Raw genomic sequence first — 15,367 nt, forward strand, 5'->3', positions numbered from 1 at the left:
CCAGGATCAAACTCTCCATTTGATTTGACTCTATTCTTCGCTGACTTTCGTCAGTCTTCTTTCCTTATCGGAATTTGACGTTCTTTTTCGTTGCTTAATTCCTGTTCAGTTTTCAAAGATCTCTCGCATCGGCTCTCGCCGTGCAATTCAAGAGATTATCACTTCTGCACGCCCCTGTCAATTACTTTCTGAGAAATTTCTTCCTCTTTTGTCCTTGCCCCAGGCTCTCTCGCCGCGTGCTCAAAGAATATAGCATCCCTCTCTCCCTTTAGTCAATTAGTTTTTTTCATTTTTTCAATAAGTGATTGGGTGGCCAATTGCTCAGGCTTTCCGGGTATATGAAAGGCCGGTTTCCCGGCCTCATGATTCATGATTAATTCTTCAGGCTGTTGATCGGGGATGGAATCCTTCCGCCGCGGCTGATCATCACTGCCGGGCTGACGGTTCTGACCGCCATCACCGGTCCGTATCCCATCAGGCCGCCGAACTCGAGCGAATCGCCTGCTTTCTTCCCGATTGCAGGGATGACGCGCACTGCAGTTGTCTTCGTATTGATCATGCCGATCGCAGCTTCATCCGCAATCATCGCGCTGATTGTCTCAGCTGGCGTATCTCCCGGAATGATGATCATATCCAGGCCCACCGAACATACCGCAGTCATCGCTTCCAGCTTTTCCACTGACAGGATGCCTTTTTCAGCTGCTTCGATCATGCCTGCATCTTCTGACACCGGAATGAACGCACCGCTTAAGCCTCCTACGGAAGAACTAGCCATGACGCCACCTTTCTTGACGGCATCATTGAGCATCGCCAGGCATGCAGTCGTGCCAGGTCCGCCAGTGCTCTCCAGCCCGATCTCTTCCAGGATGCGGGCAACTGAATCGCCGACAGCCGGCGTCGGGGCAAGGGAAAGATCTACGATGCCGAATGGCACATTCAGCCGTCTGGCTGCTTCGGTGCCGACGAGCTGACCCATGCGGGTAATCTTGAATGCGGTCTTCTTGATGACTTCGGCAATCTCATCCATCGTGCAGTCTTTTCCGGCTTTGCGGACGGCTTCGCGCACGACGCCAGGTCCGGATACGCCGACATTGATGACGCAATCCGGTTCTGAGATTCCATGGAACGCACCTGCCATGAATGGGTTATCTTCTACGGCATTGCAGAACACAACCAGCTTAGATGCGCCGAAGCAGTTATTGTCCTTGGTCCGTTCTGCACATTCCCGGATGATGGGGCCCATCATCTTCACAGCATCCATGTTGATGCCTGCTCTGGTAGAACCGACATTGACGCTGGAGCAGACGACGTCTGTTTCGCTTAGGGCTCTAGGAATGGAGCGGATCAGTTCTTCGTCTCCCTTCGTCATGCCTTTCTGAACCAGTGCAGAATAGCCACCGATGAAATTGACCCCGAGGTCTTTCGCTGCCTTGTCCAGGGTCTTTGCATAGAGGACCGGATCCCCGCCGCTGACGCTCTGCAGCAGGGCTATCGGGGTGACGGAAATCCGCTTGTTCACGATCGGAATGCCATATTCTCTGGAAATCTCTTCGGCCGTTTCTACTAAGTGCTCAGCTTTGGTGGTGATCTTCCGGTAGATCTTCTCGCAGGATTTCTCAATATCCGCATCCGCGCAGTCCAGCAGCGAAATGCCCATGGTTACCGTACGGATATCCAGACATTCCTCATCGATCATGTGAATGGTTTCCAGAATTTTCTCTTCTCTGATCTGCATCGTTTCTTTCCTCAGATGGTATGCATCGCATTGAAGATATCTTCATGCATGAGATGGATCTTCAGGCCCTGTTCTTCGCCAGCCTGCTCGATTTCTTCCGTGAGCCTTCCGAAGTTGGCTAAGTCTTCCGGAATATTCACGATCATGACCATTGTGAACATATCCTGCAGGATCTTCTGCGTGACGTCTTCGATATTGATATTGCGGTCTGCGCACTGATTTGCCACAAATGCAAGAATTCCCGGGCGATCCTTGCCCACTACTGAGATAACTGCCTTCATCGTTCCATCCTCCAGTCTGGTCAGTCTGCTTCCTTCTGCAGGTCATTCAGCGATACCCCGCAGTAATACAGCTCCATGATAAAGAAATTGCGCACGGTTTTCATCATCTCGACGACATCTTCATCGCATCCGTCGGTATACACCCCGCTGCTGAAATCAATGCTGCAGGAACTGCCGAAACCGCCGTAATCCCCTTTCCAGTTGTAGACATACGAAGTGGAATAATTGCGATAGATGAACTGGTCGTGCTCGAAATCAATCTCATACGATTCATTGTCATTGAATTCGGTGTAATACATGCCATTGTCTTCGACTTCATATCCGAGCCTGGAAATCAGGCGTTTGCGGAAGGTCTCGGTGGCGGTGGATGCCGGTGCATCTGCTTCCAGATCAGCATCGGAAATTGCTTCGGTGTCGATATCGAGATAGCTCACATACGTATCCGGATTCTCTGTGATTTCTGAAGGGATTTCCACTGCGGTCTCATTGCGCATGGAATATTCCAGCGAGGTATCTGTCTTCAGGGCAACCGGACTTCCTTGCACCGAAAAGGTGCACTGGAACTCTGAAGTGCGGCGAATCAGTTTTCCTTCGGAGTCATAGGTTTCTTCAATGACTCCGGAATTCATCTCCAGGTTCTCGTACTGGCTGAGATTGTTCTGGTCATATTCGCTGAGATAGAGACTGAGAGCTGCTTCCGTGGTCAGCGTGATCGATCGGGTATGATCTGTGCCTTCTCCGGAATTCTCTTCCGAAGCGATCTCGTCATCGGAATAGGTTTTCTCTCCGATCGGCACGAGCAGCATCTTTTCGAGATTGCTGAGGGTGAGGTCTTCATAATAGTTCACGCTGTTATACGTGTTATAGAGACGGCCGCCGGTGTACCATCCTTCCATCTTCGATTCCAGTCCGTTGGCATTGATATTCAGAAGCAGATGGGCGTCCGGATTGTCGGAAACGCTGGCTGCTGCCAGCATGCCGTCGAGATCAAACGTCTGCATCGTTCCGTCTTCAAAATCAAATTCTTCTGATCTCTGCACGGATACGGTCCAGGAATCCGGAGACTCGACTATATCTGCTGATGGCTCCTGTGAAGAAGAAGCGGATGAAGATGGAGAGGCAGAAGAAGACGGTTCTGAAACCTGCGTGCATGCACATAAAGAAAGACATAGAACCGCAGGAAGAAGACGCTTCATTCGGATACCTCCGGATAGAGAATCACCGGAACTGCGGCTTCATCATGCATCATGCCTGCATGGTTTCCGCGGAGGTCGGTTCCTTTTCCATAGCATAGCTGCAATGGGGTAACCGCAAAGGCCAGATAGTCTCCTAAGAATGCTTCAAAGTGCTCGGATGGCCTGCCTGGTCCGAACATTGCCTGTGCTTCGGGATCGCTGCTTGGCTTCAGAATGAACTGATCGCCGAAGCGTTCATGGAAGAATTCCGGGAAGCCTGCTTTCTTCTCTTCTCTGATGAAAAAGGCCACGGTTCTTGCTTCAAGAGAAGGGGCTTTGCGGAAGAAGGAACATAATTCTGCATCGTTCTTCATGTCATAACTCTGGACATCGATCTGGCCATGATCGGCAATAATCAGGAGACCAGTATCTTCCGATAGCTTTTCTGCAAAGGATCTGGTCGCTGCGTCGAGATCGTTCAGCATCTCCTTAGTTCCGGGGCTTGATGGCCCGTATGCATGCATATACGAATCCAGTTCGTCCCAGTAGCCGTAGAGAAAACGCATCTCAAAGCCTGATGCTTTCTGAAGGAGATTGTTCAGCAGGTCTTCATAGTCTTTCGAAGGGTTATGGGGTGCCCAGGATGGCCATACGCTGTCAGCCTTGATGCCATTGGCATTGAGCTCGTCATAGATCTTCCGGATCGGCAGATGACGTTCGGCAAAGTCATCCGGATATTCTGCCGTTCCGTACTCGCTGTGATGGCGGAAGAGGATGATCTGATCATCTTCCTCCGCAAAGTACTGATTCCATCCGAGCCAGCCGTTTTCCCTCGGACTTTTTCCAGTCAGAAAAGAAGTCGTTGCGGCAGTGGTGGTCGGCGGATATACCGTAGAAACCGAATCAGAGAGAAAGGTGCGGAAAAAAGAGTTCTCTTTCAGTTTCGGTTTCAGGATCTCAGTCCCCATGCCGTCGATGAGCAGAGCGATGATAGTGCGGAAGTGATGCTGGTTCAGCCATGCATCAACGGATCTGTTTCCTTCATATTCTGATGGCAGGCCATACCAGCGGTGCAGGCTGGCGCTGACGTTCAGAAGATTATGTTCATAATCCCATTTCATTTCGCTGCTCCTTTCTTCCTCCTGATGCTTCTGGCGATCTGATATGCAGCGTCGCAGAAGACGAATACATACAGGGTCAGGCGCGAGAGCCTGATCATGTTCTTCCGGAGAGAAGTTCCTTCATAGGAAAGGACAATCGTGCTTTCACTGTCAAGACCGTCGGGAAGTTCGAAGACGACCTCGCCGGTATCCGGATCGGCACTGGTCTCCGTGGTCTGGTACAGAATGGTATCTCCTTTTTCCACCGTGACGGCGAATCCGTCATACCAGGTCTTCGGGAAGCGGTAGATACCACCGCCGTCATAGTGCCAGGCAAGAGAATTATAGGTTTCATCGAATACGCTGTCGGTCATATCGCCATGGACGATCGTGCGCTTGTCTTCAGAATAGACGATGGATTTGTCAGAAGGAAGATAGTCCGGCGTGGAGAGCTCCATGATGGAATACCATGCATTATCCACGTTGTAGGCAAAGGCATCATTGGTCTTCAGCTGATCCGGAGTCGTGGCATCGGTGAACGAACCACCGTAGCTGTACTGCGAATTGACCTGCAGCAGCATCAGTATGACTGCAGCACCAGTGATGCTGAGACGGATATTTCTGACATCTGCTGCCGGGAAGGGAAACCAGGCAAAGCCATAGCCGGAGGCCAGGGCGAGGAATGGGGCACTGATCGTGAAGAAGCGGTGTGGAAACTGCATGAAGCTCATGAACGGGAACAGGACCCATGGGAAATACTTCAGTGTCATGGCTAACATGACGTAACCGGAAATTGCGATGATCCGGATATAGCGGGATCCTTTCCGTTTCGGCGTGAAGAAGACCAATACAGGCATCAAGAGGAGGCAAACGCCGCAGGTTGCGGTTAAATGATCATGGTCAAACGGAATCAGCGTCAGAAGCCCCGTAAGCGTGTTTCCAAGGCTCTGCAATGACTCGCCCTGGTTGAAGTACGTGCTGATGCGGTAAAGGCCTGTATTGAGCTGCTGCAGCATCGGCAGCGAGAACCATGCAGTAAGCAGGAAGCCGAGGATTCCGGCACATAGAATCTTCACGAGAATCTTCGGATGGCGGATCAGCCTTCTGATATGCAGCAGACAGAAGATCACGAAATAGATCAAGGTCAAAAAGAAGGAGATGTTATGAGACAGCAGCAGTCCGGCAAATCCGAATGCGAGTCTCAGCCATCCTTTCTGACCGCGATAGAAGAGCGTATACGAGGCCTGAAGGACGAGAGGGATAAAGATACCAGCCAGGGCTTCGCCGACGGCTCCGCGGTTGTACAAATCGCTCCAGCAGTAGGTGCAGAAGAGATACAGAGCTGCGGTCAGCACATAAGAAAGCCGGTTCTTCCTGATCACGGTCTCTGCACAGCCGTACATTGTCCAGGCACTTGCAAAGAAGATCAGATAGCAGAACAGACGATAGGCATCCATCATGGACACGCCGTTCATACGGAACCATGCGGGAATGGATAAGAAGAAACTGGAATAGAAAAGCGGGGAGCCATAGCCCCACCCGTAATTCTGTTCCCAGAAAATTCCGGGAAAATAGTCATGATTGGAAAAAGCAGTATAAAGCGCTTCGATCCGGTTGAGATGGAAGGCGGTATCGCTGCCCATCACGATCGAGCCGTTGAGAAACGGAAGCCAGGCCGCAAAGGCCAGGATGGCTGCTGCCAGAAACCGGAAGAGAAATGCTTTTGCTTTTCTGCTTCTATCCGGGTTTCCGGATAAAAAAATAAAGCCTGTTTTCACAGGCTTTATTGTACTAGATCAGTTCGATGATTGCCATCTCTGCAGCATCGCCGCGGCGGACGCCGGTCTTTGTGACCTTGGTGTATCCGCCCTTGCGGTCAGCGTACTTCGGAGCAACTTCATCAAACAGCTTCTTCAGAACAGTCTCTTTCTCAGTCTTGTCAGTATAGACATCACGGAGATAAGCAGCTGCCTGTCTGCGAGCTGCAAGATCGCCCTTCTTGCCGAGTGTGATCAGCTCATCGACAACAGAACGCATATCCATTGCCTTGGAGTAAGTTGTCTCAACTCTGCCATAGAGGATGACCGAAGTAGCGAGATTGCGCATCATCGCCTTGCGGTGATCGGCTGTTCTGCCGAATTTACGATTCCACATGTTGATTTCCTCCTGATTAATCGAAGGACTTGAAGCCCAGACCGAGTTCGGTGAGCTTGTCCTTAACCTCTTTTAAAGACTTCTTTCCGAGGTTGCGGACTCTCATCATCTCATCCTCGGTCTTCTGTGTCAGCTCATCCACGGTCTGGATGCCAGCCCGCTTCAGGCAGTTATAGGAACGGACAGAGAGATCGAGATCTTCGATCATCATCTGCTGTCCCTTATTCGGAGCTTCTGCGCCGCCTTCCTTGATGACGTTGTCCATAGCCAGGACTTCATCATTGATGCCGGCGACGATATCCAGGTGGTCAATCAGAATCTTCGCAGCCAGGGCAAGTGCCTTCTGCGGATTGATGGAGCCATCTGTCGTGATCTCCATTGTCAGTTCATCATACTTGGTGTCCTGACCGACACGGGTCGGTTCTACATCATATGCAACTTTCTCAATCGGAGTATAGATGGAATCGGTGAATACGGTTCCGATTCCCTGAGAGCTTCCCTGATTCAGCTGCTTGTTCAGATCGCTGCCGACATAGCCGCGGCCGTTCTTGGCCTTCAGCTCCATCTCGAGGGTAGCGCCCTTTTCGAGGTGGGCAATCGGCAGATCCTTGTTCAGGATCTCGACCTGGGCCGGGCAGATGATGTCACCAGCGGTGACTGTGCACGGACCCTTTGCAGAAATCTGCAGGGAATAAACTTCATCATCTTCGATCTTCATGATCAGCTGCTTGATCTGCAGGATGATCATGGATACATCTTCGCGGACACCCGGGATTGTAGTGAACTCGTGGTAAACTCCATCTACCTTGATGGAAAATACCGCAGCTCCCGGAAGGGAGGACAGCAGGACTCTGCGCAGTGCATTACCGATCGTGGTGCCAAATCCTCTCTCAAGCGGAGAAAGGACGAACTTCCCATAGTTTTCAGATTCAACGTATTCCTTAACTTCAAAATCGGCGCGTTCGAACTTTTGCATGCAACAATCCTCCTGTTCTATAGATTAACCACGCGGCCTCTTCGGCGGGCGGCATCCGTTATGCGGGATCGGAGTCACATCATTGATTGCAGTGATCGTCAGTCCGGCAGTAGCCAGGGAACGAACTGCAGCTTCACGTCCGGGACCCGGACCTTTGACATTGACTTCAACAGTCTTCATGCCCTGCATAACAGCAGCCTTGGCAGCTGCTTCGCCGCACAGCTGTGCGACATACGGGGTAGACTTTCTGGATCCTTTGTAACCCAGTGCTCCGGCAGAGCTCCAGGAGATGACATTACCCTGTTCGTCTGCAATCGTGACAATGGTGTTATTGAATGTGGAATGGATGTGTGCAACACCCTTGGCCACATTTCTTCTGTTCTTCTTCTTACGAACAGCTGCGCTCTTAGCAGCGGTCTTCTTTGTGTTTGCCATTTTACGACCTCCTGATTACTTCTTCTTGTTCGCAACCGTACGTCTCGGTCCCTTACGGGTACGAGCATTGGTACGCGTACGCTGACCGCGAACCGGTAAGCCTCTTCTGTGGCGCATGCCTCTGTAGCAGCCGATTTCCATCAGACGCTTGATATTGAGAGCGCGCTCACGGCGAAGGTCGCCTTCGGTCTTGATCGCATCAATCTGCTGACGGATCGCAGTCTCCTGCGCATCAGTCAGATCCTTGGTACGGATGTCGCCGCTGACACCAGCTGCTGCGAGAATCTTCTTCGCAGTGGTCGGGCCGATGCCGTAGATATAGGTCAGGGCTACTTCGACTCTCTTGTTAGCCGGAATATCCACACCTGCAAAACGTGCCATATGTGTTCTTCTCCTCCTGAATTAACCCTGACGCTGTTTATGCTTCGGGTTCTCGCAGATGACCATTACAACGCCCTTGCGCTTGATCACTCTGCACTTGTCGCAGATCGGTTTTACGGATGGTCTTACTTTCATGATTGTGCCTCCTGGACTACTTGTGTCTGTAGGTAATACGCCCACGTGTTAAGTCGTAAGGTGAAATCTCCACGGTGACCCGATCTCCCGGTAAAATGCGAATGTAGTTCATACGGATTTTACCAGCAACGTGGGCACGGATCTCCATGCCATTCTGGAGTTTCACTTTAAAATTGGCATTAGGTAGTGTCTCTTCAACAATGCCGTCCATTTCAATGACGTCCTGTTTTCCCATTGATTCTCTCTTTCTTCATAAAACCAGCGCCGATGCGGGTCACTTTATATGTTACCCGCATCACTGCTGATTATGCAACCTTTCCTAAAGCCTTTCGGATCTGTGCAAAGGTAGTATCCCGTTCCCCGGAAGCGTCGATCACCGTCACGAGACCGCGGTCTGCATAATACTGAATCACCGGCTTCGTGCTGCTCTCATACTCTTCCATGCGTACGTTCAGCTGTTCAATGGTATCATCCTTGCGCTGAACAAGCGCGCTGCCGCACACGTCACAGATGCCTTCTCTGACAGGCGGGTGGTTCGGAATGTGATAGATTGCCCCGCACTTCGGACAGATCCTTCTGCCCGTAATGCGCTCCTTGAGGATTTCATAATCGACCTGGAGTGCGAGAACTGCCTGAACCGGGCGGCCGATCCGGGAAGAAATCTCATCGAAGGCCTGCGCCTGCACGAGTGTGCGGGGGAAGCCATCAAGCAGATATCCCTTCTCGCAGTCTGGTTCCTGCAGCCGTTTCTCAACCATGGCATTGATCACTTCATCCGGAACAAGATGACCGGCCTCCATATAGGATCTGGCCTTCTCACCAAGTTCCGTATGGCTGCGCACGTTCTCACGGAGCATATCTCCCGTGGAAATGTGCGTAATGTCGTATTCCTTGAGAATCAGGTCGGACATCGTGCCCTTGCCTGCTCCCGCCGGTCCCATGATCAGAATGTTCATCTCATTGCCTTTCCCGGATTACTTGAGGAATCCGTGGTACTGCTTCTGAGTAAGCTGTCCCTTCAGCTGTGCCATGGTTTCCATGGCAACACCGACAACGATGATGATTCCGGTTCCGCCGACGGATACGCTGGTAGGCAGCGAAGTGAACATCGGCAGCAGATACGGAATCACTGCGATCACAGTCAGGGCTGCAGCACCCAGAACCGTGATGCGGTTGAGAACTTTGTGGAGATACGTACGTGTCTCGGAACCCGGCCGGATGCCCGGAATATAAGCACCGGACTTGCCGAGGTTCTCTGCTACTTTATCCGGATCTACCTGCAGGTCTGTATAGAAGAACGTGAACAGGAAGGTCAGCACTGCATAGATGATCAGTCCTACCGGCTTCTGCAGACTCAGGAAATTGCTGAGTGCTGTGTACTTTTCCGTATCAATGAAGCTGAGGATGATCTGCGGTGCGGTCATGATCGAAGATGCGAAGATGACCGGGATGACAGAAGCAGAATTGATCTTGAAGGGCAGGTAGGTAATGTCCCCTGCTCCTCTCACATTCGAGCTGGAAGTATACTGGATCGGAATCTTGCGGACCGCCAGTTCCATGATGACAACACCGACGATGATCGCAAAATACAGAACACAGTAGAGTACGAACTGAAGCACGCCGGAGAAGACTGCTCCCTGCTGAGAGCCGCTTACCAGAATACTCCAGACTTCCGCGAAGCTGGCCGGCATATTGGAGACGATACCTGCGAAGATGATGATCGAGATACCATTTCCGATACCGAACATGCTGATACGATCGCCGATCCAGACGAGGAACTGCGTTCCTGCGGTCAGGATGGTTGCCGTATACAGATACTGAGACATTGCGGAATTCGTCAGAATTCCATACTGCTTATCGAACCCGTAAACCATGGAGTAGGCCTGAACGAAAGCCAGGACTACTGCCAGATAGCGGGTGATCTTATCCATCTGGATTCTTCCGGTTTCACCGGACTTTGCCATTTCGGTAAGAGCCGGAATGACATCCATGGAAAGCAGCTGGATGATAATGCTTGCGGTAATATACGGAGTAACGCCGAGTGCGAATACGGACATCCTCTCGAAGGCGCCGCCTCCGAGAAGATTCATCATATTCAGGATCGAGTTGTCCGCAATGGAAGATGACAGCGCAGCGCTGTCAACTCCTGGTACCGGGATTGCCGAACCGATGCGATAGATCAGCAGCATTGCCAGAGTAAAGAAGATCTTCTTGCGGATTTCCTTATTCCGGAACAAGCTGGCGAACGTATGCATCATCTCAGAGTACCTCGGCTGTTCCGCCTGCTTCTTCGATAGCTTTCAGAGCTGTCTTGGAGAACTTTGCTGCCTTGACCGTCAGCTTCTTCTCAAGCTTGCCCTGACCGAGGACCTTAACCCCGTCAAGCTTCTTGCCGACCAGTCCTGCAGCCTTCAGTGCATCGTAGTCGACCGTAACGCCTTCGTCGAACTTGTTGAGATCCTCAACATTGACGATTGCGTACTCCTTGCGGGTGTAATTCGTGAAGCCGCGCTTCGGGAATCTCTTGAAGGCAGGGGTCTGGCCGCCTTCAAATCCGATTGCGACGCCTCCGCCGCTTCTGGAGTTCTGACCCTTCTGTCCTTTGCCGGAAGTCTTGCCGGTACCGGATCCGAGGCCGCGTCCGATTCTCTTTGAAACGAAACGGGCTCCTTCAGATGCTTTCATTTCATTCAGTTTCATCTAGAGTCCCTCCTCAGCGAATCTCGCTGATCTTCTTGCCGCGCAGCTTTGCAACTTCTTCAACCGTGCGCATGCTGCGGAGTGCATCCAGGGTAGCATACACAACGTTGACGCTGGTACGGCTTCCGATAACCTTTGATACGACATCAGAGACACCAGCCAGCTCCAGAATGGAACGGACAGCGCCGCCTGCGATGACTCCGGTTCCAGGAGCAGCCGGCTTCAGCACAACACTGGTTGCACCATGCTTGCCAAGCGCATCAGACGGAACTGTGCGGTTGTTATCTGTAAGCTGTACACGGAACACATTCTTGTTAGCAGCTTCTGTTGCCTTCTTGATTGCATCCGGTACTTCTGCAGCCTTGCCCATGCCGAATCCTACTCTGCCTTTATGATCGCCGATGACGACCAGTGCAGCGAAACGCATTCTGCGTCCGCCTTTCACGGTTTTGCTGACACGGTTGATGGAGACTACAACATCATCGAACTCTTTCGGTTCGCGAGGTCTTCTGAACGGTTTCTTTCCTTCGTTTGCCATCTCTGTATTCTCCTTTCCCCTCAGAACTTGAGCCCTGCTTCACGAGCACCGTCAGCCAGTGCCTGGACTCTTCCGTGATAGACATACCCGCCGCGGTCAAAGCGTACGGATTCGATGTTTGCTTCCTTGCACTTCTTCGCAATGTCTTCGCCAACCTTGCGGGCAGCTTCGACGTTGCTGCCGTTCTCAAGCTTCAGCAGAAGGCTGCTGGATGCAGCCAGCGTACGGCCGGTCGTATCATCGATGACCTGCGCATAGATCTGCTTGTTGGAACGGTATACATTCAGTCTCGGGCAGTCGGGAGTTCCGCTGACCACTCTCCGTACACGTGCATGTCTGCGGAGACGTTCTTCATTCTTCTTTGTCTTCTTCAGCATATTACTCTCTCCTTCCCATTACTTCTTGGCAGCAGCAGTCTTGCCTTCCTTACGGCGGACATGCTCATCCTTATAGCGGATTCCCTTTCCTCCATAAGGCTCCGGCTTCTTGTGCGCTCTGACTTCAGAAGCGAACTGGCCGACTCTCTGCTTATCAATACCATTGATGACGATCGTGTTCGCATCCGGGCATGTTACGGTGAGATCAGACGGGACCGTCATCTCAACCGGATGAGAGAATCCCAGTCCCATCGTGAGCTTGTTTCCGGACAGGGATGCACGATAGCCGATACCCACAATCTGGAGGGTCTTCGTATAGCTCTGGTGTACACCTTCAATCATTGTTGCGATCAGAGCTCTGGTTGTTCCATGAAGCTGCTTGGTGGTCTTTTCTTCGTTAGGACGTTTTACTGTGACAGTGCCGTCCTTAGCTTCAATGGTCATCAACGGAGAGAATGTTCTCGTCAATGTGCCCTTCGGACCCTTAACCGTCACCTCATTCCCTTCAGCGACAGTAACTTCGACGCCTTCAGGAATGGTAATCGCTTTATTACCGATACGTGACATTTCTTTTTCCTTTCTCTAATTACCAGACGTAGGCAATGACTTCGCCGCCTGCGTGCTTTTTACGTGCTTCCTTGTCGGTCATCATGCCTTCGCTTGTGGAGATGATAGCGATTCCCAGTCCATTGAGGACAGTCGGGACATTCTCCTGCTTTGCATAGACACGCAGACCCGGCTTGGAGATACGCTTAATGCCGGTGATGACGCTCTTCTTGTCATCTGTGTACTTCAGAGTGACGGTAAGCTTCTTATCAATGCCTTCGCCGCTGACTTCATACTTAGCGATGTAGCCTTCCTCTTTGAGGATGCGGGCAATCTCCAGCTTGACTTTGGAGACCGGAGCAACATCGACTGTGTCCAGGTGAGCACCGACGCCATTGCGGATTCTCGTGAGCATGTCGGCGATTGGATCTGTCATATTCATCTTAGTGTTCCTCCTCTCCTGATTACCAGCTTGCCTTCTTCACACCCGGGATCTGGCCCTTGTAAGCCAGCTCGCGGAAGCAGATACGGCAGACGCCATACTTTCTCAGCACGGAGTGCGGACGGCCGCATCTCTGGCACCGTGTGTATTCTCTGGTGGAATACTTAGCAGGACGGCTCTGCTTTACCTTTAAACTTGTCTTTGCCATAGGTTTCAGGCCTCCTTCTTCGCAAACGGCATGCCGAGCTGAGCGAGCAGTTCATATGCCTCTTTATTGGTCTTTGCTGTGGTCACGATGACGACATCCATGCCGCGCACCTTGCTGACCTTATCAAAGTTGATTTCCGGGAAAATCAGCTGTTCCTTGACGCCGAGCGTATAATTGCCGCGGCCGTCGAATGCTGTCGTGCTGACGCCGTGGAAGTCACGGACACGCGGCAGCGAGATGTTGAACAGCTTGTCCAGGAAGTCATACATGCGTTCGCCGCGGAGCGTAACCTTGGTTCCGATTGCCATGCCTTCACGGAGCTTGAAGTTTGCAATGGACTTCTTAGCCTTCGTGATGACCGGCTTCTGGCCGGAGATCTGCGTCAGTTCGCTGACTGCTTCTTCCAGAGCCTTCGGATTCGTGATTGCGTCGCCGACGCCGAGGTTGATGACAACCTTTTCGAGTTTCGGGCATTCCATGACGGAAGTGTATCCGAATTCCTTCATCAGGGAAGGCTTTACAGTTTCCTTGTATTTCTGCTCAAGACGGTTCATTACTTCTTCTTGCCCTCCTTGATTTCCTTGCCGGTCTTCTTGTTCACGCGGACCTTGGTTCCGTCCTCATTGACCTTGTATCCGATGCGGCAGGTTTCCTTTGCCTTCTCATCATAATACATGACATTGGATACATCGATCGGAGCTTCGTGCTCGACGATCTGTCCTTCCGGATTAGCCTGCGTAGGCTTCACGGACTTCTTGATCATGTTGACGCCTTCGACGATGATCTTTCCCTTGGCCGGGGAAACTGCCTTGACTTCGCCGATGGTTCCCTTGTAGCGGCCAGTGATTACTTTGACCTTATCGCCTGTTTTGATTTTCATCAGACTGACCTCCTTACAGTACTTCCGGTGCCAGGGAGACAATCTTCATGTATCCCTTGTCACGGAGTTCTCTTGCGACCGGGCCGAAGATACGGGTTCCGGCCGGAGTGTTGTCATCCTTGATGATGACTGCAGCATTCTCATCGAACTTGATGTAGCTGCCATTAGCACGGCTGATTCCGTAGACAGTGCGGACGATGACCGCCTTGACTACCTGACCCTGCTTGACAGAGCCGTTCGGAATCGCAGACTTCACGGAGCACACGACAACATCACCGATGTTGGCGCTCTTGCGTGTGGATCCTCCCATGCAGTGGATCACGAGGAGTTCCTTAGCACCGGTATTGTCAGCGACCTTCAATCTTGTTTCATTCTGGATCATTGCTTTCTCCTCCTAGTGCTTAAAGAACAACTGCTTTCTCAACGACGCGGACCAGACGGAAATGCTTATCCTTGGACAGCGGGCGGGTCTCCATGACTTCGACGATATCGCCTACATGTGCTTCATTGTTCTCGTCATGAGCCTTGAACTTCTTGGAATACTTGACGTGTCTTCCGTAAAGCGGATGGCTCTTGGTGGTATCGATCTCAACAACAATCGTCTTATCCATCTTGTCGGACACGACGGTGCCGCGGATTACCTTACGGTTATTTCTCTCTTCCATCATTCATGTCCTCCTTACTGCGCATCCTTTGCGTTTGCACGCTCGGTCTGAACAGTCTTGATCCGGGCGATTGTCTTCTTGATATCCTTCATTCTGGAAGGATTCTCAAGGCTTCCGGTAGCCTGAGCGAAACGCAGGCTGTAGAGTTCCTCAGACAGGGAGCTGATCTCCTTGGTGAGTTCCTCATTGCTCATATCTCTGATTTCCTTAACGTTCATGGCTTACTTTACCTCGCCTTTCTTTGCAAAGCGGGTTTTGACGCCGAGCTTGTTAGCGCCAAGTCTCAGAGCCTCACGCGCGGTAGCTTCATCGACGCCGCCGATCTCGAAGAGAACACGGCCTTTCTGAACAACTGCTACCCAGTGATCCGGAGCACCTTTACCAGAACCCATTCGTACTTCGAGCGGCTTCTTTGTCTTAGCAAGCTGCGGGAATACTTTGATCCAGACTTTGCCGCCACGATCCATATAACGTGTCATGGCTACACGCGCAGCTTCCAGCTGGTTGCTGCTGACATAAGCACCTTCCATCGCAACAAGTCCGTATTCACCGAACGTGATGTCACGGCCGGCCTTGGACTTGCCTTCATAGCTGAGACGGTGAGGTCTTCTGTACTTTACTCGATTCGGCATCAACATA

25 protein-coding genes are annotated in these 15,367 nt (G+C 51.6%); all 25 read right to left on the minus strand.

Going from position 1 to position 15,367, the window contains the following annotated elements; translation table 11 throughout:
• Positions 1-373: 373 nt before the first annotated feature.
• Positions 374-1,735: a PFL family protein gene (locus C7E00_RS00005; protein ID WP_105302321.1), complete on the minus strand. Its 1,362-nt coding sequence runs from the start codon at positions 1,733-1,735 to the stop codon at positions 374-376.
• An 11-nt stretch (positions 1,736-1,746) separates the two neighbouring features.
• Positions 1,747-2,016: an ACT domain-containing protein gene (locus C7E00_RS00010; RefSeq protein WP_105302322.1), complete on the minus strand. Its 270-nt coding sequence runs from the start codon at positions 2,014-2,016 to the stop codon at positions 1,747-1,749.
• Positions 2,017-2,036: 20 nt separating this feature from the next.
• Positions 2,037-3,212 carry a hypothetical protein gene (locus C7E00_RS00015; protein WP_105302323.1) on the minus strand — a complete coding sequence of 392 codons (1,176 nt, stop codon included), beginning with the start codon at positions 3,210-3,212 and terminating at the stop codon, positions 2,037-2,039.
• A complete protein-coding gene (locus C7E00_RS00020) occupies positions 3,209-4,312 on the minus strand; it encodes an alkaline phosphatase family protein (RefSeq protein WP_105302324.1) in 1,104 nt (367 codons plus the stop codon). The genes C7E00_RS00015 and C7E00_RS00020 overlap by 4 nt, the downstream gene beginning before the upstream one ends.
• Positions 4,309-6,069 carry a glycosyltransferase family protein gene (locus tag C7E00_RS00025; protein ID WP_105302325.1) on the minus strand — a complete coding sequence of 587 codons (1,761 nt, stop codon included), beginning with the start codon at positions 6,067-6,069 and terminating at the stop codon, positions 4,309-4,311. The genes C7E00_RS00020 and C7E00_RS00025 overlap by 4 nt, the downstream gene beginning before the upstream one ends.
• 13 nt (positions 6,070-6,082) lie before the next feature.
• Complete coding sequence (gene rplQ / locus C7E00_RS00030; protein WP_105302326.1) at positions 6,083-6,445, minus strand: 50S ribosomal protein L17; 363 nt, start codon at positions 6,443-6,445, stop codon at positions 6,083-6,085.
• Positions 6,446-6,461: 16 nt separating this feature from the next.
• Entirely contained in the window at positions 6,462-7,421 is a 960-nt protein-coding gene (locus C7E00_RS00035; protein ID WP_105302327.1) for a DNA-directed RNA polymerase subunit alpha, read from the minus strand.
• Between the two features lie 24 nt (positions 7,422-7,445).
• Positions 7,446-7,856 (minus strand): 30S ribosomal protein S11, encoded by a 411-nt coding sequence (rpsK, locus tag C7E00_RS00040; RefSeq protein WP_105302328.1) that lies wholly within the window; start codon positions 7,854-7,856, stop codon positions 7,446-7,448.
• Between the two features lie 15 nt (positions 7,857-7,871).
• A complete protein-coding gene (gene rpsM, locus C7E00_RS00045) occupies positions 7,872-8,237 on the minus strand; it encodes a 30S ribosomal protein S13 (RefSeq protein ID WP_105302329.1) in 366 nt (121 codons plus the stop codon).
• Between the two features lie 21 nt (positions 8,238-8,258).
• Positions 8,259-8,372 carry a 50S ribosomal protein L36 gene (rpmJ, locus tag C7E00_RS00050; RefSeq protein WP_006525027.1) on the minus strand — a complete coding sequence of 38 codons (114 nt, stop codon included), beginning with the start codon at positions 8,370-8,372 and terminating at the stop codon, positions 8,259-8,261.
• Between the two features lie 16 nt (positions 8,373-8,388).
• Positions 8,389-8,607 carry a translation initiation factor IF-1 gene (gene infA / locus C7E00_RS00055; RefSeq protein WP_105302330.1) on the minus strand — a complete coding sequence of 73 codons (219 nt, stop codon included), beginning with the start codon at positions 8,605-8,607 and terminating at the stop codon, positions 8,389-8,391.
• Between the two features lie 70 nt (positions 8,608-8,677).
• Entirely contained in the window at positions 8,678-9,328 is a 651-nt protein-coding gene (locus C7E00_RS00060) for an adenylate kinase (protein ID WP_105302331.1), read from the minus strand.
• 18 nt (positions 9,329-9,346) lie between these two features.
• Positions 9,347-10,630, minus strand: coding sequence for a preprotein translocase subunit SecY (secY, locus tag C7E00_RS00065; protein WP_105302332.1), 1,284 nt, complete (start codon positions 10,628-10,630; stop codon positions 9,347-9,349).
• Between the two features lies 1 nt (position 10,631).
• Entirely contained in the window at positions 10,632-11,072 is a 441-nt protein-coding gene (gene rplO, locus C7E00_RS00070) for a 50S ribosomal protein L15 (RefSeq protein ID WP_105302333.1), read from the minus strand.
• Positions 11,073-11,085: 13 nt separating this feature from the next.
• On the minus strand, positions 11,086-11,610 hold the full coding sequence (rpsE, locus tag C7E00_RS00075) for a 30S ribosomal protein S5 (protein ID WP_105302334.1): 525 nt from the start codon (positions 11,608-11,610) through the stop codon (positions 11,086-11,088).
• 20 nt (positions 11,611-11,630) lie between these two features.
• The gene (gene rplR / locus C7E00_RS00080) at positions 11,631-11,987 is read right to left on the minus strand and encodes a 50S ribosomal protein L18 (RefSeq protein WP_105302335.1); all 357 of its coding nucleotides are present in this window, start codon (positions 11,985-11,987) and stop codon (positions 11,631-11,633) included.
• A gap of 18 nt (positions 11,988-12,005) precedes the next feature.
• Entirely contained in the window at positions 12,006-12,554 is a 549-nt protein-coding gene (rplF, locus tag C7E00_RS00085; protein ID WP_105302336.1) for a 50S ribosomal protein L6, read from the minus strand.
• Between the two features lie 19 nt (positions 12,555-12,573).
• Positions 12,574-12,975, minus strand: coding sequence for a 30S ribosomal protein S8 (gene rpsH / locus C7E00_RS00090; RefSeq protein ID WP_105302337.1), 402 nt, complete (start codon positions 12,973-12,975; stop codon positions 12,574-12,576).
• A 22-nt stretch (positions 12,976-12,997) separates the two neighbouring features.
• Positions 12,998-13,183, minus strand: a complete 186-nt coding sequence (locus tag C7E00_RS00095; protein ID WP_105302338.1) for a type Z 30S ribosomal protein S14 — start codon at positions 13,181-13,183, stop codon at positions 12,998-13,000.
• 5 nt (positions 13,184-13,188) lie between these two features.
• A complete protein-coding gene (rplE, locus tag C7E00_RS00100) occupies positions 13,189-13,737 on the minus strand; it encodes a 50S ribosomal protein L5 (RefSeq protein WP_105302339.1) in 549 nt (182 codons plus the stop codon).
• Positions 13,737-14,063, minus strand: coding sequence for a 50S ribosomal protein L24 (gene rplX / locus C7E00_RS00105; RefSeq protein ID WP_105302340.1), 327 nt, complete (start codon positions 14,061-14,063; stop codon positions 13,737-13,739). The genes rplE and rplX overlap by 1 nt, the downstream gene beginning before the upstream one ends.
• 13 nt (positions 14,064-14,076) lie before the next feature.
• Positions 14,077-14,445, minus strand: coding sequence for a 50S ribosomal protein L14 (gene rplN, locus C7E00_RS00110; protein WP_105302341.1), 369 nt, complete (start codon positions 14,443-14,445; stop codon positions 14,077-14,079).
• Positions 14,446-14,464: 19 nt separating this feature from the next.
• Complete coding sequence (rpsQ, locus tag C7E00_RS00115) at positions 14,465-14,728, minus strand: 30S ribosomal protein S17 (RefSeq protein WP_204378551.1); 264 nt, start codon at positions 14,726-14,728, stop codon at positions 14,465-14,467.
• Between the two features lie 14 nt (positions 14,729-14,742).
• Positions 14,743-14,946: a 50S ribosomal protein L29 gene (rpmC, locus tag C7E00_RS00120; RefSeq protein ID WP_105302343.1), complete on the minus strand. Its 204-nt coding sequence runs from the start codon at positions 14,944-14,946 to the stop codon at positions 14,743-14,745.
• A gap of 3 nt (positions 14,947-14,949) precedes the next feature.
• Positions 14,950-15,366 (minus strand): 50S ribosomal protein L16, encoded by a 417-nt coding sequence (gene rplP, locus C7E00_RS00125; RefSeq protein WP_105302344.1) that lies wholly within the window; start codon positions 15,364-15,366, stop codon positions 14,950-14,952.
• Between the last annotated feature and the right edge of the window lies 1 nt (position 15,367).

This window comes from Anaerolactibacter massiliensis, assembly GCF_900290205.1.
GTDB classification, from domain to species: Bacteria; Bacillota_I; Bacilli_A; order Erysipelotrichales; family Erysipelotrichaceae; genus Bulleidia; species Bulleidia intestinalis.